The organism is Occallatibacter sp. FHG110214_02 (assembly GCF_059115385.1).
The window spans coordinates 22,636-44,061 of the sequence record NZ_JBZYWK010000027.1 but is presented as its reverse complement, the minus strand read 5'-3'; the positions used below and the strand labels follow the sequence as shown (position 1 = coordinate 44,061).

The 21,426-nt window shown below is 59.9% G+C and carries 14 protein-coding genes and 1 pseudogene; 14 read left to right on the top strand and 1 reads right to left on the bottom strand.

The annotated features are described in order from the left end of the window. The first annotated feature begins 116 nt into the window (after nt 1-116). The 7 genes from AC5S3R_RS18385 (at nt 117) to AC5S3R_RS18355 (ending at nt 7,652) form a co-directional block, all read left to right on the top strand. Nucleotides 117-1,430, top strand: a complete 1,314-nt coding sequence (locus AC5S3R_RS18385; RefSeq protein WP_494268629.1) for a bifunctional folylpolyglutamate synthase/dihydrofolate synthase — start codon at nt 117-119, stop codon at nt 1,428-1,430. Nucleotides 1,431-1,432: 2 nt separating this feature from the next. Next, complete coding sequence (locus AC5S3R_RS18380; protein WP_494268628.1) at nt 1,433-2,170, top strand: lysophospholipid acyltransferase family protein; 738 nt, start codon at nt 1,433-1,435, stop codon at nt 2,168-2,170. A 70-nt stretch (nt 2,171-2,240) separates the two neighbouring features. Next, nucleotides 2,241-3,917, top strand: coding sequence for a M20/M25/M40 family metallo-hydrolase (locus AC5S3R_RS18375; RefSeq protein WP_494268627.1), 1,677 nt, complete (start codon nt 2,241-2,243; stop codon nt 3,915-3,917). A 90-nt stretch (nt 3,918-4,007) separates the two neighbouring features. Beyond that, on the top strand, nt 4,008-4,775 hold the full coding sequence (locus tag AC5S3R_RS18370; protein ID WP_494268626.1) for a gamma-glutamyl-gamma-aminobutyrate hydrolase family protein: 768 nt from the start codon (nt 4,008-4,010) through the stop codon (nt 4,773-4,775). Then, nucleotides 4,772-5,404 (top strand): 16S rRNA (guanine(527)-N(7))-methyltransferase RsmG, encoded by a 633-nt coding sequence (gene rsmG / locus AC5S3R_RS18365; RefSeq protein ID WP_494268625.1) that lies wholly within the window; start codon nt 4,772-4,774, stop codon nt 5,402-5,404. Before AC5S3R_RS18370 ends, rsmG begins: the two co-directional genes overlap by 4 nt. A gap of 350 nt (nt 5,405-5,754) precedes the next feature. Then, entirely contained in the window at nt 5,755-6,615 is an 861-nt protein-coding gene (locus AC5S3R_RS18360; protein ID WP_494268624.1) for a ParA family protein, read from the top strand. A 119-nt stretch (nt 6,616-6,734) separates the two neighbouring features. Then, the gene (locus AC5S3R_RS18355; protein ID WP_494268623.1) at nt 6,735-7,652 is read left to right on the top strand and encodes a ParB/RepB/Spo0J family partition protein; all 918 of its coding nucleotides are present in this window, start codon (nt 6,735-6,737) and stop codon (nt 7,650-7,652) included. Between the two features lie 92 nt (nt 7,653-7,744). On the opposite strand, the pseudogene AC5S3R_RS18350 reads toward AC5S3R_RS18355, so the two are convergent. After that, nucleotides 7,745-8,257: pseudogene (locus AC5S3R_RS18350) on the bottom strand (SDR family oxidoreductase); the annotation flags it as partial. Nucleotides 8,258-8,265: 8 nt separating this feature from the next. Between AC5S3R_RS18350 and AC5S3R_RS18345 the strand changes: the two are divergent. From AC5S3R_RS18345 to AC5S3R_RS18315, 7 genes are all read left to right on the top strand, one after another. After that, nucleotides 8,266-8,598: an ArsR family transcriptional regulator gene (locus tag AC5S3R_RS18345; protein ID WP_494268635.1), complete on the top strand. Its 333-nt coding sequence runs from the start codon at nt 8,266-8,268 to the stop codon at nt 8,596-8,598. A gap of 333 nt (nt 8,599-8,931) precedes the next feature. Then, nucleotides 8,932-9,141, top strand: coding sequence for a hypothetical protein (locus AC5S3R_RS18340; protein WP_494268622.1), 210 nt, complete (start codon nt 8,932-8,934; stop codon nt 9,139-9,141). A gap of 154 nt (nt 9,142-9,295) precedes the next feature. After that, nucleotides 9,296-9,661 carry a PadR family transcriptional regulator gene (locus AC5S3R_RS18335; RefSeq protein WP_494268621.1) on the top strand — a complete coding sequence of 122 codons (366 nt, stop codon included), beginning with the start codon at nt 9,296-9,298 and terminating at the stop codon, nt 9,659-9,661. Between the two features lie 11 nt (nt 9,662-9,672). Beyond that, nucleotides 9,673-12,327 carry an ADOP family duplicated permease gene (locus tag AC5S3R_RS18330; protein WP_494268620.1) on the top strand — a complete coding sequence of 885 codons (2,655 nt, stop codon included), beginning with the start codon at nt 9,673-9,675 and terminating at the stop codon, nt 12,325-12,327. Nucleotides 12,328-12,354: 27 nt separating this feature from the next. After that, the gene (locus tag AC5S3R_RS18325; protein WP_494268619.1) at nt 12,355-15,075 is read left to right on the top strand and encodes an ABC transporter permease; all 2,721 of its coding nucleotides are present in this window, start codon (nt 12,355-12,357) and stop codon (nt 15,073-15,075) included. Nucleotides 15,076-15,085: 10 nt separating this feature from the next. Next, a complete protein-coding gene (locus AC5S3R_RS18320; protein ID WP_494268618.1) occupies nt 15,086-17,701 on the top strand; it encodes an ABC transporter permease in 2,616 nt (871 codons plus the stop codon). A 241-nt stretch (nt 17,702-17,942) separates the two neighbouring features. Then, a complete protein-coding gene (locus AC5S3R_RS18315) occupies nt 17,943-21,401 on the top strand; it encodes a TonB-dependent receptor (protein WP_494268617.1) in 3,459 nt (1,152 codons plus the stop codon). The last annotated feature ends 25 nt before the right edge of the window (nt 21,402-21,426 follow it).

Sequence of the window (21,426 nt, the reverse complement as noted above, 5' to 3'; positions counted from 1 at the left end):
AGATGTGATGACAATGCAAATATTGAGGCGCATTTTAGCAGAGCAGGATTGCATACAGGGACATCCAGTTCGTATACGTCGAGTGCGAACTTCCCCTCCCGTTATACTGAAGCTTCATGTCTTACACGGCTGCTATTGATGATCTGAACCGCATGGCTCCCGAGCTGCACACGCAGCCCGGCACGCCGCGGCGCAAGTTTTCTCTCGATGAGATTCGCGTTCTGCTTGCTGCTTTGGGCGACCCACATCGCAAGTTTCTCGCTGTGCTGATTGCCGGAACCAACGGCAAGGGCTCGACGGCTTCCACGCTCGCTTCCATCCTGAAGGAATCCGGCTTGCGTGTAGGCTTGTTTACTTCGCCGCATCTCGAACGGCCCAATGAGCGCATCCGCGTGAACGGCGCCGAGATTGCCGACGACGAGTTTGCGCGCCGCTACTTTGCCGTGCATGACGCGGGCGAAAAGCTTGTTGCGGAAGGCACTTTGCCACAGCAGCCGAGCTTCTTTGAAACGCTCACCGCGATGGCTTTTCTGCACTTTGCCGAAAGCGATGTTCAAATCGCCATTCTCGAAGTAGGCATGGGTGGCCGTCTCGATGCAACGAATATCGTTGAGCCGCTGGCTTCGGTGATTACCGACATCTCACTTGACCACACGGAATGGCTTGGCGATACCATCGCCGCGATTGCCCGCGAGAAGGCCGGCATTCTGCGCGCCAATGGCGTGCTTGTCACGCTGCCGCAGCATCCGGAAGCGAACCAGGCGCTTGGCGAAGTGGCCGTCGAGCTGAATGTGCGTGGCGTGAATGCGGCGCAGTACATGCCTGCTCTCGGTGCGGGCGATGCGTACACCGTCGAAGTGCTGGGCAAAGAGATTGAGGTAGCAAGCCCGCTGCATGGGCCGCATCAACATCGCAATGTCTCGCTCGCGATTGCCGCCGCCATCGAACTGGCAACGCATCACGCATTTCCTATCACAGCGGATTCGATTGCCGCAGGTATTCGCAAGACGAACTGGCCGGGCCGCCTCGAAAGCATTGTGGCGCGTGGCGCGGAGTGGGTTCTAGATGTGGCGCATAATCCCGCAGGGGCATGGGCATTGCGTTCGAGTCTTCACGGCATTACGCCTGAGCCGCAAACGTTGGTCTTTAGCTGCCTGCGTGACAAGCCGCTTACCGAGTTGGCACAGATCCTCTTCCCGCTCTTTGAGCATGTAGTCTTTGCGCCCATCGCCAGCCCGCGCGCCACTCCGCTTGCCGAGCTGCTTGCCGCAGCCGAACAAACCGGAACGCCCGCAACCGCTGCCGACACGGTTGCCGAAGCGCTGGGCATTGCGCAGCAACAGGCCGCAGGAGCGCCCATCATCGTCTCCGGCTCTGTCTATTTAGTAGGCGAAGCGCGCCACCGGCTCATGCATGAGGACGGCAAGTAGGCATGCCTCGCCCGAACCCCGTTCCCGTGTGGAATCAGCTCTGCACCAATGTGGTGCAGGCTCCGGTCTTCTTTCTGGTCACGGCCATCTGTGGCTCGGCGGCGCTGATAGCCTCACTCTTTGCAAAGACCGGGCGCACGCAACATCGCATTGCGCAGCTATGGGCGCGGCTTTCTGTCTTTGTTTCGGGAGCGAAACTCACTGTCGTTGGCCGCGAAAATCTGCTGAAGTATCCCGCTGCCGTTTATGCGTCAAACCACACTTCGTATATGGATACACCGGTTGTCTTCGCTTCGCTGCCCTTCCAGTTCCGTATCCTGGCGAAGAAGGAGCTGTGGTCGCTGCCGTTTATCGGCTGGTACCTGGCGCGCAGCGGGCAAATGCCGATTGATACGGACAATCCGCGCTCCACGCTCTCAAGCCTGAGCAAAGCCGCTTCCGCGCTCAAGGCCGGAATGCCGCTCTTCGTCTTCCCGGAAGGCTCGCGCACGCCTGACGGCAATCTGCGTGAATTCCTCTCCGGCGCGGCTTTCCTCGCGATTCGCGCACAGGTGCCGCTTGTCCCCATTGCGCTTAAAGGCGTTTACGACCTGCTGCCGATTCATACCAAGCACTTCTATCCTGGCCCGGTCACGCTCATTGCAGGCGAGCCGATTTCAACCGAGGGCCTGACGATTCGCGATGCCAACAAGCTGACCGAAACGCTCCGCAACACGATTGCCGCTTTACTCTCCGCTTAAGTTTCACCGCTTGCGTTTCTGCAGACCTGGGGTATGCTGTTAAAACTCCCGTCGTCAGAGGCCAGCGCTCATGAGAGTCTTCCGCTTTCTTTTTGCCGCCAGCATTCTCTCTGTTGCAACCTGCATAATCGCCGCCGCGCAGCACGGCGCAACGCCTTCCGTTGCCGCGGACACAGCCGCCGGGCAAGCCTGGTGGGCGCATATCCGCTACCTTGCGGATGACTCGATGAAGGGCCGCCTCACCGGCAGCGAAGATTATCTCAAAGCCGCCGCGTATGTTGTGGAGAAGTTCAAAGCATTGGGACTGAAGCCCGCAGGCGTGAACGGAACCTGGTATCAGCCCGTTCATTTTGATGTGCAACACGTGCTGGCCAAGGACTCCTCGCTCTCGTTGGTTATAGGCGGCACAGCCACGCCGCTCGAACTCGGCAAGGATGCCATTCTCAGCGCACGTGGGCATCAGCCAGCCTCGATTGAAGCTCCGCTTGTCTTCATCGGCTATGGTCTTCATCTTCCAGAGTCCGGCTATGACGATTTCAACTCGCCGGAGCTATCGATGGCCGCGCTCAAAGGCAAGATAGTCGTGCTCATCAACGGTGGCCCCGCAGACTTGCCCGGTCCGCTGAAATCTTTCGCACGCACCACGCCCATGATGCAGGCCATTCGCAAGGCTGGCGCGGTGGGCATCGTTTCCATTCCCACGCCTAAGTCGATGGACTTCGGTTGGGAGCGCGTTGCCTCCAGCGCAGGACAGCCCGGCATGAGCCTTGCCGCCGCGCCGGGAGATGATGCGGTCGACAAGCGCCACCCCGCGCTCGCCAACGACCACGGCACGCTCTTCTCGGCTACCTTTAATCCCGCGCAGGCCGAGAAGCTTTTCGCAGGCACGGGCCACACCTTTGCAGAAATCCTCGCACTGGCTGATGCACAAAAGCCGCTGCCCCGCTTTGCGCTTGGTAAAAGCATTCGCGCCAAGGTGGCTACCAAGATCTCACACGTAGTCTCGCCGAATATCGCCGCGATTCTGCCCGGCTCCGACCCTGTGCTGAAAGACCGCTATATCGCCGTCTCCGCGCATCTCGATCACCTCGGCGTCGGCGCGCCCATTAACGGCAAGACGATTTATGCCGGGGCGATGGACGATGCTTCCGGTGTTGCCACGGTACTGGAAACCGCACGCACCATCAGCCAGAGTGGCAAGCCGCCGCGCCGCTCTTTGCTCTTCCTCGTCTTTACTGCAGAAGAGAAAGGCTTGCTTGGCTCGCGTTACTACGCAGGCCATCCCACCGTGCCGGACGGCAGCATCGATGCCGACCTGAACCTCGATATGTTCATGCCCATCTTCTCGTTGAAGAAGCTCCACGTGCAGGGGCTGGAGCAATCGACGCTGGCCGATCAGGCGCGGGCCGTCGGCGCTGCGCATCATATCGAAATTGCAGGCGACCCCGAGCCGGACCGCAACTCCTTCATTCGCACCGACCAGTACAGTTTTGTGCTTGCGGGCATTCCGGCCCTCGCCATGAAGTTTGGCTGGACTGCGGGTTCGCCCGAGTATAAGGCGTGGCGCGGCTGGCTTGCCCAGCGTTATCACTCCACCGATGACGACCTTACCCAGCCCGTTGACATAGGGGCTGCCGGACAGTTCAATGCCTTCTATGCGGACCTGGTGCGGGCCGTGGCAGACAGCTCCACCACACCGCATTATCTTGATTCGAGCTTCTTTCACCGCTTCGAGAATGGGCAATAACAGGTAAGAGTTTTGTATAAATTATTGATAATAAAATACTTATATTCAATAACCGCATGGCGCTAGTGGAAGGCGTACACTAATTGGTTTATGAGTATCCGCATAGCCATTCCTGAGCCCACCGCCAGCGACACCGCTTATAACCAGCGTTCTCTGCCCCAGTACACCGTCACACTTCAGTCTGTCGGAGCCACGCCAGTCGTAATTCCGTTGCATGAGAGGCCAGAGCGCGTAGCCAAATTGCTTGCCACCGTGCAAGGTGTCTTGCTGCCCGGTAGCGGCTTTGACGTGGAGCCGGAAAAGTTCGGCGAGAAGAAAATCCCTGAGTGCAACCCAGCCGACCCGGCTCGCGAGGCCGTTGATGAGCTGCTGCTGCAGGATGCCTTCAATCTGCACAAGCCCATCCTCGCCATCTGCTACGGCATCCAGAGCCTCAACGTCTGGACGAACGGCACGCTGATTCAGGACTTGGCTGCAGACGGCAAGACTCAGGTGAACCACAGCCCTGGTCGCGAAGTCACAGACGCCCATCCAATTGAAATCGCATCCGGCTCGCTTCTGGAAAAACTTGCCGCACAGAGTGATGACGCAAAACCGGAGCAAGTAAACTCCAGCCACCATCAGGCTTTGCGTGTGCCGGGCGACAAACTGCGCGTCACCGCCGTATCGCCTGCTGATGGTGTCATCGAAGCCGTTGAGCTGGACTCGCCGGACCATTTCGTTCTGGGTGTGCAGTGGCATCCCGAGCGCACCTATACCACCAGCGCATTCTCACGCGGTATCTTTGCAGCCTTCCTGCATGCTGCAGAGGCCTGGAAGCCGCGCGAGATTCAGGAATCGGTGGCTGCGGCAAAATGACGGATACCTCTACGCTGGAAGCCCGGCTGAATGCGCTTCTCACCGCAGCCGGGCAGGAACCGGTTGATCCCACCGCCGCCGCGCGCTTCGCCTCCTACTGCAACCTGCTTTTACGCTGGAACGCCCGGACCAACCTGACCGCCATCCGCGATGAGGATGGGATTCTCCGCCGTCACTTTGTCGAGTCCATCGCAACAGCCCGTGCCTTGCCGCTGCAATCCGGCACGCTGCTGGACTTTGGCTCCGGTGCAGGCTTTCCCGGCATCCCCATAGCCATCTGCCAGCCGAGTCTTCAAGTCACACTCGCGGAGTCACAGGGCAAAAAAGCGGCTTTCCTCCGCGAAGCCGTCCGAACCCTTGGCCTTGCGGCAAAGGTTCATAGCGGCCGGGCGGAAACTCTCGGTAAAACCTTCGACACGGTTACCCTGCGCGCCGTAGACAAGATGGAAGCAGCCATTCAGGCCGCGGCAGGCCTGGTTTCGCCTGAAGGCTGGCTGGTCATCCTCACCACAACCGGCACACAGGACGTAATGCAGGCCGCAGCCGGCGCAGGATTCTCATGGTTGCCTCCAACCTCGCTCCCCGGCGGGGAAAACCGCATCCTGCTCCCCGGCCAGAAGCAAGCCTAGCCAATCTCGCCGGCCCTTTGCCGTCCTCACTGTTGTGTTCCACGTGGAACAATCCTGCAACCCTCTCGCTTCTGGGCAATGTTCCACGTGGAACAATCACCTCAAAAGCCCAGAAAACAACCCCTGAAAACGCCTTCTTTTTCTAACTTTTCTCGGCAAGTTTTCCACCGGTCACGAATTTGCTACGCGCGAAATCTTCCCTGTCCTCAAAACCCCGCAAACCCTTGTCATTCTTAGTGTTGCGAGCACCCCGCCGGAGCTGCAAAAAGAAGCTTTCCACAGGTTTGGCAAGTTCTCCACAGGCAATCTGCCCTGTTCCAAACCGTCCGCAAACATTACTCTTAAAGTCCATGGGAAAGATAGTCGGTGTCGTCAATCAAAAGGGCGGTGTAGGCAAAACAACCACCGCAATCAATCTCTCCGCCTCCCTGGCTCTTGAAGGCCTCAAAGTGCTCCTGGTTGACTGTGACCCCCAGGCCAACGCCTCTTCCGGCGTCGGAATTGCCCGCGACGACGATCGCCACTCCATATATGACGTTCTGATGGAGATTGCCCCCGCCGAGCAGGTCATTCTGCCCACGGAAGTCGAAAATCTCGCCCTGTTGCCCGGCTCCAAGAACCTGACCGGCGCAACCATTGAGCTGGTGAATGCCGATGACCGCGCCCTGCGTCTCCGTAGCGCCCTGGCTACCGTGCAGGACAAGTACGACATCGTCATCCTCGATTGCCCCCCGGCGCTCGACCTGCTGACCCTCAACGTCCTCGCCGCCGCCAACTCGCTCATCGTCACCATGCAGGCCGAGTATTTCGCCTTGGAAGGCATTTCCGAGCTAATTTCTACGCTGGAGCGCGTCCGCCAGGCCTTCAACCCCGACGTAAAGATCGAAGGCGTGCTGCTCACCATGTATGACGACCGCACCAATCTCGCGCAGCAGGTTACGCAAACCCTCCGGGCGCACTTCAAGGATCAGCTCTACACGACCGTGATTCCGCGCAACATCCGCCTCGCCGAAGCCCCCAGCCACGGCAAGCCCGTCGCGCTCTACGACCCCCGCTCCCGTGGAACCGAGGCCTATTTTGAGCTGGCTGGCGAGTTTCTGGGCCGTAACGGCATTGAAAGCCCCAAGAGCAAGGAGCGAAAGAAGAAGGCTTCCCAGTCTGCCGCAGAGGGCAGCAAGAAGGCAGCGGTTCGCTTCTGGCCATATTCGTAGGCCGCAGTCAGCCTGATAACTCCAGAGCCGCAATCCAGCCACAAGTTTTGAACGAACCAGATTTACGTAATTGTTAGGAAGTTCCGGCCTACCAGCCGGAGCGGAAGGAATTGGAACCGATGAGCACTGCAACCTCCGACACAAAACGCCGCGCGCTCGGCAAAGGACTCGATTCGCTTTTGCCTCGCATCCCGGCGCCTACCAAGCCCGCCGCCGCAGAAGCCTCCAAGCCCGAACAGCCAGAAACCGGTAAGCCGCGCGAGATTCCCGTCGAGCTCATCGACCGCAACCCCTTCCAGACACGCACAGCCTTTAATGAGGACCAGCTCGGCGAGTTGGCCGCCTCCATTGCAGCCAACGGAGTCGTGCAGCCCATCCTCGTGCGCCCTCAGGCCAATGGCCGCTTCCAGCTCATCGCTGGCGAGCGCCGCTGGCGCGCCTCGCAGCAGGCAGGTAAGAAGACCATCCCAGCCATTCTTCGCCAGGTCTCAGACGAACAGGCCCTCGAAATCACCATCGTCGAAAACCTGCAGCGCGCCGACCTGAACCCCATCGAGCAGGCCCGCGGTTTTGAGCGCCTCATGCGCGAGTTCAACATGACCCACGAGCAGGTAGCCACGCGCACCGGCAAAGACCGTGCTTCCATCTCAAACTACCTTCGCCTGCTCAAGCTTCCCACCAGCGTGCAGACCCACGTCGAGAGCGCCACGCTCAGCTTTGGTCACGCCCGCGCCCTGCTTGCCCTGGGACAAGCGGCAGAAATTGAAAAAGCCGCTCAACGCACCATATCACTTTCGCTTTCTGTTCGCCAAACAGAAAACATGGTGCAGACCATCCTGAACCCCGACAAGGCGAAGAAGGAGCCCAAGCCCGAAGTGCAGGTCGATCCCAACGTTCGCGAAGTTGCCGATCAGCTCCAGCGCGCCCTCGGCCTCCGCGTCAGCATCGAGGACAAAAAGGGCCGCGGCAAGGTCATCATCGAGTACGCCAGGCTTGAAGACTTCGACGCACTGCTTGAAAAGCTCGCTGGAAGCTAGCCACAAAACGGCCTCGCGCCAGCCGTTCCAGGGGCCTCGCTATAGTGGAGTCCTTGGAGCGCTGGCGCGAAAGCGCTCTCGCACTGAGCTTGTTAAATTTGCGCCGTGCCGCCGTCGACAAACAGCTCCACTCCATTCACAAAGCTCGAATCGCTTGAAGCCAGGAAAAGCGCAGTGGTGGCAATCTCTTCCGGCCGGCCCATCTCGCCACGCGGAATCAGAGTCTTGAATTGTTTCTTGGCCTCCGCGCCGAGCGGATCAAGCGCAGGCGTATCGATGGTGCCAGGGCTCATAACATTTACGCGGATTCTACGGTCCTTCAGCTCCACCAGCCACGTACGAGCAAAGGAGCGCAGAGCCACCTTGCTGGCGGCATAAACGCCAAAGGGAGGGAAGCCTTTAATGCTGGCAATGGACCCGTTGAGGATGATAGAGCCGTCGTTCTGAAAGAGCGGCAGAGCCTTTTGCACGGTGAACAGCGTGCCGCGCACATTCAGCCCAAAGGTCTTGTCGAAGTGTTCCTCGCTCACCTGCTCCAGCGTGGCAAACTCCCCAAAGCCCGCGCTGGCAAAGAGAATGTCGATCTTGTCCTTTTCGCGCCGCACGCACGGCTATCTATGCGGGCATCGCAGGGCAGGAGTGTCCACAAAACTGCTCCACATTTCTCACCGTCAGAAACAGAACCATTCCCAAGTCCACGCTTTCGCAGCACTTCAAAATCCTGCGTGAAAGCGGCCTCATCCACAGCGAGCGCCACGGCGTAGCGATGCACAACACTTCGCGTTGCGCAGAGATTGAGACGCGCTTTCCGGGGCTTATTCGAGCCATTTTGAATGCATATCAAGTGGAATCAGGAAAGATCCGCGCAACCAGGTCCAGCCCCAAAAAGCTGCCGCGCATTAAGAAGCAAGCTCAGTCGAAACAGCGCTCGATGGGTACGAAATGATTACCAAAGCGTAAAAGGTACCCATCTATAAAACACCAATGGGAACACAAAAACCAACCAGACAACTAAATGGTAACTGACGTTCAAAAAACCTCAATTATCTCGCTGACATATGGGAGAATTTTCACTCGTAGGATGTGCCACTTACATCATCTTTATGGATAAGGTAAGGGTGCCTTCTCAGGGCCAGGTACGAGTAACGAAAAACAACCTGGGAGCACTCTTTCATTGCAATAAATGTTGTTCAGGGTGTCACAGGAAAACAGATAGTTTCTATCTCGCTTAGTTTTCGCTTAGTTCGAAAACATTTAATGCCTTGGGAGTTTTAGAGTAATGAAGACGATTCTTTTAGCAGCAATGTTTGTTGGATGTGACTCAACGGGTGTCTCTCATCAGTCCAAGCCTGTTGTTCCGCCGTCGAAGCCTAATCAGCCGACTCTAACTGTCCCAGAGGGCGGCTCACCGTACAGCTATCTCGCACTGGCAGCAATCGCAGTGGCAGGCGCAATTCGAGTCCGTAAGAGCGCGAAGAAAACCTCCTGAATTATTCCCGCTGGTAGAGCGAAGCCGTTCTGGCATACAGCACACTCCTCCGAAGAAAACACCACCGCAGCTCCGGCTGATATCAGCCAGCGTCAGGTGTTTTTTGTTTCAGCATGTAGACAACCTACATCCATGGGTGTAGATTCTCTACATCATGGCTAAAGCAGAAACCCGCACGGAAAAATACCAAAACCGCATTGAGCTGCTGCAGGGCACGCTCGACATGCTGATTCTCGAAGCGCTGCGCTGGGGGCCCATGCACGGCTACGGCATTGCGCAGGGCATTCGCTTCAAGTCGAGTGAAGTGCTGCAGGTGGAAACCGGCTCGCTTTATCCCGCGCTGCACCGCCTGGAGCGGCAGGGATGGGTCAAGTCCAAGTGGGGCCAGACCGAGAGCAACCAGCGCGCCAAGTTCTACGAGATCACGAAAAAGGGAAAAGAACAGCTAGCCGCTGAGCATGAGCGTTGGCAGCGCATGGTGCAGGCCATCGGCGCAATCATGGGCACGGCAACAGAGTAGCGGAGGCGCATATGCGGTTGTGGCCAAACTGGGAGCATCGTAAAGACGATCTGCAGGAAGAGCTCGAAGCGCATCTGCGCATCGCTGTGGAAGAGCGTATGGCAAATGGCGAATCACCGGAAGCAGCCCGCACCGCGGCAATGCGTGAAATAGGAAACGCCGCACTGGTAGCGGATGTAACACGCGCATCGTGGGGCTGGCAGTGGCTTGAGCGCATCGCGCAGGACATTCGCTACTCTCTTCGCCAGCTCATCAAAAGCCCCGCCTACACCACCGCGCTTCTCGCCACACTTACGCTCGGTCTCGGTTCCGTTACAGCCATGCTGGCAATCGTGGATTCGGTGCTGGTTCGTCCGGTAGCCCTGCCGCACTCGGACCGGCTTGTCCTCATTCATGCCGAGAGCCATCGCGGAGGCAACGGCACTTCACTTTCCCCGCTCTCTTATACGCAAATGGAAGAGATGCGCAAGGGAGTAGGCGCATTCACCGCGTTGGCAGCCTACAACACCATGCTGAAGCCGCAGCGTGCGCAGGATGGAACGCGTATTGGGATTCTCATCATAGCTACTCCCGGGCTTTTGGATGTGCTCGGCGTCCACGCGCAAATGGGAAGGCTCATGAATGCCGCGGATGCAGGAGCACCCGTAGTAGTCGTCAATGACGAGTTCTGGCGCGAACGCTTGGGCGCAAACCCCGAAGCCATCGGCACAGGCATAGAGATTGATGGAAAGATGCGGACCGTAATCGGCGTGCTCCCACGCGGCCTCAGTTTTCTGCAGGTGCAAGGGGTTCCGGTTGCCTTCCTGACTACCTCTCTCAACACCAAGCAAGAAGATGAATTTGAAGAGCAAGGCGGCCTCGTGGTGGCGCGGCTCAAAGATGGGGTTTCAATTCAGCAAGCGCGCGCTGCCGCGCAGAGCTTCTACATGCACGCAAACCCGGATGCCGCTGCCAAACATGACTCGCTCCGCGTTCTTCCTTACAGAGACTTTGTAACCGGAGATGTGCAGAAGCCGCTGCTGGCGCTGCTGGGAGCCGTAGGCGTGCTGTTGCTTATCGCCTGCGCCAACGCGGCAAATCTACAGATAGGCCGCGCCGCCAGCCGCATGCAGGAGCTGCAAATCCGCTCCGCACTCGGTGCAAGCTTCGTACGGCTTACGCAACAGCTCCTGGTAGAAAGCCTCATAGTCTCCCTCACAGGAGCAGCACTTGGCAGCGGCATATCCTATGCCGCGGTTGCCGCAGTGCGCAAAACCTACGGTGCGCAGTTCGCACGCTTCAATGAGCTGACTGTGCATCCCGCAGCGTTGGCCGCAAGCGCTCTGCTGGCGGTGATGGTCGGCGCCGCGGCCACACTCGCACCCATGCTCAGCGTCCGCCGTCAAACGCGAGCACAGGGCCTCCGTGCCGGCACAAGAACCTCCACGCGCACCGGACGCCTGCCCGGTATTCTCGTCTCCGTGCAAGTAGCGCTGACTTGCGTGCTGCTGGCCATCTGTGGACTCTTTGCGCGCACGTTCCATGCACTCGAACAGGTCAACCTCGGCTTCGACCCGCACGGCGTAACCACGCTTGTGCTGATGCCCGAAAACCAGAAGCAGAACCCCGAGCTATCGCGAGAGATAGAAACACGCCTGCTTGCAAGGCTCAAGACACTGCCCGGCATCAAGTCCGTCACCATGCAATCCTCGCTTCCGTTTTCAAGCTATGCCATGACACTCAACGGAACCACCGACGTAGAAGACCGTGCATGGCAGCAAAACGATTACGCATGGTACAGCCTCGTCAGCACGGACTTTGTGCGCACCAGCGGCATCCGTTTGCTGCATGGCCGTTCTCTCACGCCGCAGGATGAGAATCGCAGCGATGGCCCAATCACGGTGCTTGTCAACGAGGCCTTCGCACAAAAGTATTTTGCTGGCCGCAATCCCATTGGCCAATGGATTAAGTTTCATCGCGATAAGGGCGACACCGATACCGACATACCGTTTCTTCAATCGATGAACATCGTAGGCGTGGTGGAGAACGAGCTGCAGGGCGGCAATCTCGGAGCGCCCTATGAGCCGATGGTTTACATGGATTATCTCCAGCTACCCAAAAGCTCATTCCTGGCGGAAGTCTTCAGCATGTCGGCGCAGTACGCCGTGCGCTCTCATCTCGCGCAAGACGTGCTGGCAAAAGAACTGCGCGCCGCCATCAAGCAGGAAGCACCGCAAATGGCCGAGATGAGCCTTGTGCCAATGGAGCAGAGCATTTCCGCCTCGCTGAATCAACGCCGCCTTGCGCTGCGTCTTGCTGGCGGCTTCGGAGCCATCGCACTCGTGCTCTCAGCAGTCGGAATCTACGGCGTGCTTGCATACGCTGTCACGCTGCGGCGCAAAGAGATTGGCGTGCGCATGGCGCTCGGAGCTTCACGGCAAAACGTCACAGGATTAGTCATGCGCCAGGCCGGAGCAATGGTCCTGTTCGGCTTGCTGCCCGGCATAGCAGGAGCATGGGCCGCAGGCTATGCCGTGCGCTCCTTCCTCTTCGGAGTAAAAGTTCTCGACCCGTCAACACTCGCGGCGGCGGCCATCGTGCTGCTTGCGGTTTCCATCTTTGCAGCGCTTGTTCCAGCCTTGCGCGCTGCCTTGGTTAATCCAATCGAAGCACTGCGATTTGAGTAGCAAGACAAAGCAAAGCATAGGAGGCGTATGAAACTCTGGCCACGCTGGGAGCGGCGCAAAGATGATCTGCGAGAGGAACTGGAATCACATCTGCGCATCGCCATGGAAGAGCGCGTAGCAAACGGCGAATCTCCGGAAGAAGCCCGCGCCGCCGCACTGCGTGAAATGGGCAACCCCCCGCTCGTCGCAGACGTAACGCGTGAGTCATGGGGCTGGCAATGGCTTGAGCGCATCGCGCAGGATATTCGCTATGCCTTCCGGCAGCTTGCGAAGAGTCCCGGCTACACCCTTATGGCGCTGTTGACGCTGACGCTGGCCATTGGCGCGAATACGGCCATCTTTGGGCTGATGTATGCACTGCTGCTGAAGAGCCTGCCGGTGGAGCGTCCGGACAGGATTGTGAAGTTCGAGATGAAGATGGGCGGATATGCGTCCTCGGCGGAGCCGTCCGACCACCTGTCCGGCAAGATGTATGACATTCTTGCCGAGCAGCAGATGCCGCTGAGCGGGCTGTGCGCCTGGCTGGCGACGGACGAGAACCTGCATGAGAGCAGCGGGACGCATCCGGTGAAAACAGCGCAGGTGACCGGGGGCTGCTTCAAGATGCTGGGCGTGCACGCGGCGCTGGGGCGGCTGATTAGTGAGGCGGACGACAAGCGCGGCGGGGGCTCGGAAGGCTATGCCGCCGTTCTCTCCTATAACTATTGGCACGACCGCATGGGCGGCGACCCGAATGTGATTGGCCGCGTGCTGGACTTTGACGGCAAAAAAGGCGTGGTGGTGGGAGTAATGCAGCCGGGCTTTGAGAGCGTGAGCGTGGGCGAGCAGCCGCTGGTCTATCTGCCGTCGGAGATTAGCGACTCGGAGAACCGGCATACCTTTGGAATGTTCAACCGGGTTCTGCTGGGCCGGTTGAAGGACGGCGCAACCGCCGGACAAATACAGGCGCAGGCGGAGCCGGTGATCCATGCGGCGATCAAGGCAGCCAACTTTCAGTTCTTCACGATTGGCGCGGATGGGAAATCGCAGATATCGGACAAGGCGGACATTCTTGTCGTTCCCGGCCGCACGGGGTTCTCGTATCTGCGCGCGGAGTTTGCCAAGCCGCTTTACCTGATTGAGGGGCTGGTGGCGCTGTCGCTGCTGGTGGCTTGCGCTTACCTGGCCATGCTGGCGGGAACGCGCGCGCTGGCTCGCAGGCGGGAGCTGGCGGTGCGCGTGGCGCTGGGCGCGAGCCGGGGGCGCATTACGGCGCAGTTGTGCTGGGAGAGCATTATGCTGGCCGTGGCCGGTGTAGGGCTGGGGCTGTTGTTTGCGTGGGCCGCGGGCAAGGGGCTGGTGAGCCTGCTGGAGAGACCGGGGTCGAGTGAGCAGGCTCTTGATACCGCGCCGACGGGGATGGTGCTGCTGTTTGCGCTTGGCGTGACGGGGCTGACGGTGCTGCTGGCCGGAGTGATTCCGGCGTGGCGGGCCAGCCGCGTGGACCCGGTGCGGGAGATTAAGGAAGGCGAGCTGCGCATCGATGGGCGCAGACCGCGGCGCATCGGCAGTTGGCTTGCGCCGGTGCAGTTCGGTCTTTCGCTGGTGATTGTGGTGGTGGCCGCGCTGATGGCCACTACGCTGGCGCGGCTGCTGGCTACAAATCCGGGCTTTTGCACCAGCGGCGTTACCTTTACGCGGGCGGATTTTTCCGAGCGGCTGAAGCAGGCGGAAGGCGTGAAGGGCCAGGACAAGGACAAAGGCGTGGAAAGCTCCGCGCTCAGGCCGCTTTACCTTGCGCTGATGGATCGCATCCGGCACGCGCCGGGCGTGGAAAAGGTGAGCCTTACGCAGGCGCATCCGCTCAGCGGCAACCTATTCATGGTGTCGGCGGCCTCCCGGCTGCCTTCGGGGCAGACGCGCGAATCGAGGATGCAGATCTTCATGCCGGTTTCGCCGCAATACTTTGCCACGATGGATATTCCGATGCTGCAGGGCCGGGACTTTACGCTGGACGATCAGGGCGGCAAGCCGGGCGCGCCGCATGTCTGCATCCTGTCGCGCAAGGCGGCGGAATACTTCTTTCCGGGGCAGAATGCGATTGGGCAGACGATTATGACCGGCGACGAGAAGGCGCAGGTGATTGGCATCGTCGGCGATACGATCTCCATGAATCTGCGCGGCAAGAGTATGCCGACTCTGTATGAACCGTTCCTTGGGGAGACCTCCAATGCGTATCCCGAGTTTGCGGTGCGCAGCGAGAGCGCCGCGGCGGGCGAGTCGGCGGTGCGGGAGGCGTTCCAGGCGCTGGCCTCCGATGTGCCGCTGCATGAGACCGTGAGCATGAGCCAGATTATGGGCGGCGCGGTGGGACGCGAGCGCATGGTAGCGCTGCTGGCCGCATTCTTCGCCATACTCACGTTAGTGCTTTCCGCCATCGGCATGTATGGCTTGCTGAATTACTCAGTTCTCCGCCGCAAGCGCGAAATCGGCGTCCGCATGGCACTCGGCGCTTCACGCCCGGGAGTCGTCAGGCTTGTTCTGCGCGAGGCTCTGTGGATGGTTATACCGGGCCTTGCGCTTGGCGCAGTTGGCGCATGGGGTGTGTCGCGCTTTGTGCAGAGCCTGCTCTATGGCGTAAAGCCGCTCGACCCATGGGTGCTGGCCGCAAGCGCTGCGGTGTTGTTGGCAACAGCGGTCGCAGCATGCCTGCTGCCTGCCCGCCGCGCCGCGGGAGTGCATCCGATGGATGCGTTGCGTTCCGAATAAAGGAGACACGATGAGATTTTGGCCAAGCTGGGAACAACGCAAAAACGATCTGAACGAAGAGCTGGAAGCGCACCTGCGCATCGCCATCGAAGAGCGCATGGCCAACGGCGAATCACCGGAAGCAGCCCGCGCCGCGGCGTTGCGTGAGCTGGGCAATCCGCCGCTTGTCGCCGATGTAACGCGCTCCACATGGGGCTGGCAGTGGCTTGAGCGCATCGCGCAGGATATTCGCTATGGCCTTCGCGGCATTGGCCGCGCACCCGCGTATTCCCTCATCGTCATCCTCACGCTCGCCGTTGGCATCGGTGCCAACACCGCTATCTTCAGCACCATTTACACGGTCCTGCTCAAGCCGCTTCCGTTTCCACACGGTGAGCGCATGACCATCCTCGGCGAGTCCACCGCAAAAGCGAACGGCGTCAGCGTAACGTGGCTCAACTTTGACCACTGGCGCAAAGAGAACCATTCCTTTGAGTCCATGGCAGGCTTTGAATCCATGGACATGACATTGACCGGACACGGGCAGGCAGTCATGACGCACGCAGCAATGGTGACAAGCGAATTCTTTCCACTCACCGCCGCGCAGCCCGTGATGGGGCGTTTGCTGATGGCCAATGACGATGATCCGCAATCGCCCGCCGTGGCCGTTGTTTCGCGTGCCTTCTGGACGCGCATGCTCGGAGCCGACCCCGCCATCATAGGCAAAACGCTGATGCTGAATGGCAGCGCATACACCATCGTTGGCGTGCTTGCTCGCGACCCAGGCTTCTTCCTGCGGCAGGCGGATTACTACCTGCCCTATCGCCCTTCGCCGAAGCAGTTAGCAAACCGCAACGCGCATGGCTCGCTGCGGGCGCTGGCATTGCTCAAGTCCGGAGTCACGCTGGCGCAGGCGCGCGTTGATATCAACGCAATCATGCAGCGGCTGGCCAAAGCCGACCCCGGCCCTGAAGACGACCATCGCGTTTACGCCGAATTCGTCACCGAAGAAAGAACCGGCGACGTACGCCAGGTCTTCATACTGCTGATGGGAGCCGTAGGCTTGGTGCTGATTCTTGCCTGCGCCAACATTGCGAGCCTGCTGCTCATCCGCATGACACAGCGCGCCCGCGAGATTGCCATTCGCAGCGCCATTGGCGCAGGCCGCGCGCGGCTTGCAGTGCAGTTGCTTACAGAAACGTTGCTCATCACATTGATTGGCGGCGCGCTGGGACTCCTGCTTGCGGCAGGCGGCCTGCATCTGCTGAAGACCCTCGGCCCCAAAGATATCCCACGGCTGATGGAAGCCAGCCTCGACCTTCCCGTTTTGTTCTTCTCCGCCGTGCTCACGCTGATTGTCGGCCTTGCCTGTTCGCTGGTCCCAGTCCTCGGTGCGCGCAAAGTCAATCTCGCCGCGGTGCTCAAGGAAAACACCGCCGGCTCAGGCAGTGGCAAAGTCGGCCACACCTTGCGCGGCGGTCTTGTCGTCGCGGAAATCGCCGCCGCACTCGTGCTCCTCTTTACGTCGAGCCTTCTGCTGCGCAGCCTGCTGGCCGCTGAGAATACAAATCCCGGCTTTCAGCCCGAACATGTACTGGCATTGGAGCTGCAACTGCCAAACGGACGCTACAAGACAGACGCTGCCGCTCAGGATTTCTACACGCGCCTCGAAGCAGCTCTACGCCCCTTGCCCGGCGTGCAATCCGTCGGCGCAGTGGTGGGCCCTCCCGGCGGCGGCGACCGCGGCGACTACTGGTACTCCATTACGGAAAAGCCAACGCCCAGCCGCGAAGAAGTTCCGCTGACGCTGTTCAATTCCGCAGACCCCACCTACTTCAGCACAATGGGAATCCCGTTGCTTGCCGGACGTGGAATCAGCGCACAGGATCGCGCAGGCAGCCCGCAGGTAGCCGTCATCAACGAGACGCTGGCCCATACATGGTGGAAAGACGCACGCGCCGCGCTAGGCCAGCACATCAAGATGGGTGGCCCTTATATGGAAGGCCCAACGCTGGAGATTGTTGGAGTAGTCGGCGATACACCGCAGTTCGGTCTCGACGCGGATCCCACGCCAATGTTTTATTACGCCTCTGCGCAGAACGGGGATTCCGCCATGGTGGTGACAATCCGCACCAGCAGCAACCCCGAAGCGTTAGCCTCAAGCGTGCGCCACACACTCGCCGCCATCGACAGCGAGCTCCCCATTCAATCCCTCAAGCCAATGAACGAGTGGCTGGGAGAAACCCTCGCGCAGCGCCGTTTCCTCACATTACTGCTCGCGCTCTTCGCTGGCATCGCCGTCACACTCGCGGCCATCGGCTGTTACGGCGTGCTCAACTTCTGGGTCAGCAGCCGCAAGCAGGAAATCGCAATCCGCATGGCGCTTGGCGCAAACACGCTGGCCATCCTGCGCCGCACGGCATCGCAAGCCGCGGTGCTCGGCGTCATCGGGCTGGCCATCGGCCTCAGCGCCTGCTGGGGAGCATCCCGCTGGCTCCGCAATATGGTCTTCGGAATTACCACGCACGATCCGACCGCGTTGATTCTCGCCATCACCGGCACGCTGGCCATGGTCATGCTCGCCATCGCCGTCCCCCTGTGGCGCGCCACGCAGGTCGATCCCATGAAGACGCTCCACGAAGGCTAAGAAACGGCTAAGCGCTTAAGAAACAAACATATACCATGCACAGGTTTGCTCCTTGGCATGGTTACTTTCATCCATGTCCTTTCGTAATGCAACAACCTTAAGGCATTCTTAAGTTTTCAAGTCTGCTTTAACTTGTATTCACGGCACGTTCGCAATCGCTGCGTACGTTGCACGTATGAAAACCAAAACTAGGCGTCTTTATGCCATTTTGTTCGCCGTCGTGTCTTTGGCGGCTTTTGGAGTGCCAGCGTGGGCCCAGTATGACAACGGAAGTCTCGTTGGCACCGTGCATGATGCCTCCGGCGCAGCCATCCCCGGCGCATCTGTAACCGCAACCAACACCGCCACGGCCATCGCCACGCGTACCGTCGCCAACGGCTCCGGCGACTACGAGTTTCCTGACCTCAAGGCAGGCGTTTACACCATCGCAACCACCGCCAACGGCTTCTCTCCGGCGGAAGCGCGCAACGTGAACATCACCGTCTCCGGCCGCCTGCGCCTCGATCTCACCTTGAAGGTCGGCAGCTCCGAAACAACCGTAGAAGTCGTCGGCACGGAAGTCGCTCCTGAGACCGAAACCAGCGAACGCGGCCAGACCATCTCGAACTACCAGACCGCCAGCCTTCCGCTCGTCAGCCGCAACTACTCGGATCTTCTCCAGTTGATCCCCGGCTCGCGCCAGGCCCCCACCGCCGCAACCACAACCAGCGTGACAAGCCTCGTCCGCGCCGGCGCATACAACGTCAACGGCCAGCGCTCCATGTTCAACAACTACCTGCTCGACGGTCTGGACAACAACGCCTACGGTGAGTCCAATCAGGGCTTCGACAACCAGATTATTCAGCCCCCGCCGGATTCCATCTCACAATTCCAGGTTGTGACCAATAATGAGAGCGCCGAATATGGCCGCTCCTCCGGTGCCATGGTCAACGTGGCCTCCAAGAGCGGAACCAACCAGTTCCACACCACGCTCTACGAGTTCCTGCGCAACACCGACCTCAACGCCTTCGGCTACATCAAACCGACGGCCATCGCCTCCAACGGCTCCGCGTTCATCTCGCCCAAGCCGGGCTTCAACCGCAACCAGTTCGGCGCAAACTTCTCCGGCCCCGTGTGGAAGAACAAATTCTTCTGGTTCCTCGATTACGAAGGTTTCCGCCAGACCCTCACGCCGACTGTTGTGCTCACCGTTCCCACGCAAAACGAAATCAATGGCATTCTCGCCGTAGACGTGCAGGACCCCTTCGACGGAACTGTCTATAAGGCAGGCACATCCATTCTGAACTCGCCGCACGCAAGCCCCATCGCCAAGCAGGTGCTTGCCTACTACAGCCAGCTTCCCGCGCAGTGCCAGACCGCTCCGGGCAACCCCGGCATCAACGCCGCCACCGGCATTGCCCTGAACAACTGCGCAACCAACGCGCCGTTTACAGACAACGCCGACAAGGGCGACCTCCGCCTTGACTACCAGCAGAACGAGCGCAACTCATGGTTCTTCCGCATCAGCGACCGTAAAGAGACCGGCATCAACTTCCGCACGCTCCCCGGCCCGCTCGACGGCCAGACCAACGGACGCACCCGCATACTCGACCAGCAGCTCGCTCTTGGCTATACCGGCCTCATCGGCGCCAACAAGGTAATCGACGCGCGTATCGGCCTCAGCGGCACCAAGGCTGGTAAGTACACGCTCTCCATCGGCGAAACCGACATCCAGTTCCCCGGCCTTCCGACTGACCCAACCGTAGCTGGCGGACTTCCGTCCATCGGCATCGGCGGCGGCTTCTCCGGCTTTGGCCGTCAGGGAACCAACCCGCAGTGGCAGAACCCCTCGCTCCTCGATCCCAAGGTCAACTTCTCCTGGGTCAAGGGCCACCACTCGCTCAAGTTCGGCTACGAGTACGAAAAAATCTGGATGGAAGTACAGGACTCCAACCCGCTCTTCGGCTCCTTTACCTTCAGCAAGGGCTACAGCGCCATCGGCTCGCCCGCGGCAGACACCTACTGGGCCGACTTCCTCTTCGGCGCACCCAACAACTATGCGCTCGCAACCTACTTCCTCGCACACCTGCAAACCAGCATGGACAACGTCTACGCGCAGGATGACTGGAAGGTCTCTCCCAACCTCACGCTCAACCTCGGCCTGCGCTGGGAGTACGGAGCCAACTACTCCGAGAGATACAACAACCTCTCCAACTTCGACCCCACCACGGTCACCATGCTCACGCTCACCAAAAACTACGCGGGCAGCCAGTACATCAAGCCCTACAAGGGCGATGGAGCCTACGGCAAAACACTCGTCAACCCTGACCTCAACGACTTCGCTCCACGCGTAGGCTTCGCCTGGCAGTTTGTACCGAACACGGTTCTCCGTGGCGGCTTCGGCATGAGCTACGTACACTACACCCGCGCCGGTTCAGGCGACATCCTCGCCATCAACGCGCCTAACGCGCTCTTCGTTTCGGTCAACCAGCCCGGCACAGCCACGGCGACCGGCTTCCGCACCATGGATCAGGGCTATCCCGCAGGCCAGGCAACCAACTTCTCGCCCGGCACCGACAACATCACCTACATTCCCAAAGACAAGCGCGACAGCTACGTGGAGGACTACTACATCAGCCTCCAGCACCAGGTCAGCAAAAACATCCTCGTAGACGTAGCCTTCATCGGTAACCACGGCCTCAAGCTCGAAGGCCTCTACAACGCCAACCAGGGCAACCCGTCGCTTGGCCTCGCCAGCGCGCACCCCGGCGATGCGCCAGCAGCAGGCGCAGGCTTCGCGCGCCCCTTCCCAGCATGGGGCGGATACGTGGGCAATACCTGGACCTACGGCGACATCACCGAAGCCGGCAACGTCATCTTCTCCCACTACAACGCCGTGCAGGTCAAATACGAACAGCGCTTCGTGCAGGGCCTCACGCTGCTTAACTCGCTCACCCGCGCCCGCTCTACGGACAACGCCTCTGCCTCGCTCGAAGGCAACACGCCCAGCCCGCAGGATGCCAACAACCTCAAGGCTGACTACAGCCAGAGCGACTACAACCTGCCGATGTCGAATGTCACCAGCCTCGTCTATGACCTGCCCATCGGCCACGGACGCCAGTATCTCTCCAGCGCCAACGGTATCGTCGATGCCATCCTCGGCGGCTGGCAGATAAGCGCCGTCAACACCATGCAGGCCGGCACTCCCTACAACCTCACCTACGGCGCCAACGCGGCAACCGCGGTCAGCCCGCAGATTTCCGCCACCTACCGCGGCGCCAACGAGTACCGCCCCAACTACGTAGAAGGCGCAGCCATCCGCACCTGCTTCTCAGGCCGCTCCTGCATTGGCCACCTCAACACCAACGGCACCGTGCAATTCGTCAATCTCGCTGCCTTCACCCTGCCGGCCATCTCCAGCAACGGCATGCTGCTCAGCCCGTTTGGAACAGCCTCACGCAACCCCGGCCGCTCGCCCAACTTCTACGAAACGGACCTCGACTTCAACAAGCGTTTCCGCCTCCCCGGTGACCGCCTTGGCCTCGAGTTCCGCTCCGAGCTCTACAACATTTTCAACCACACCAACCTGTACCTGCCGTCCAGCGGCCTGAGCGGAACGCTCTCCACCAAGGGCGCGCAAGCTCCCGTAACCGGCGGCGGCACCATCTCCGGCACCTTTGAGCCGCGCATCATCCAGTTCGGCCTCAAACTCACGTATTAAAAGGTAGGGCAGGGCTTTAGCCCTG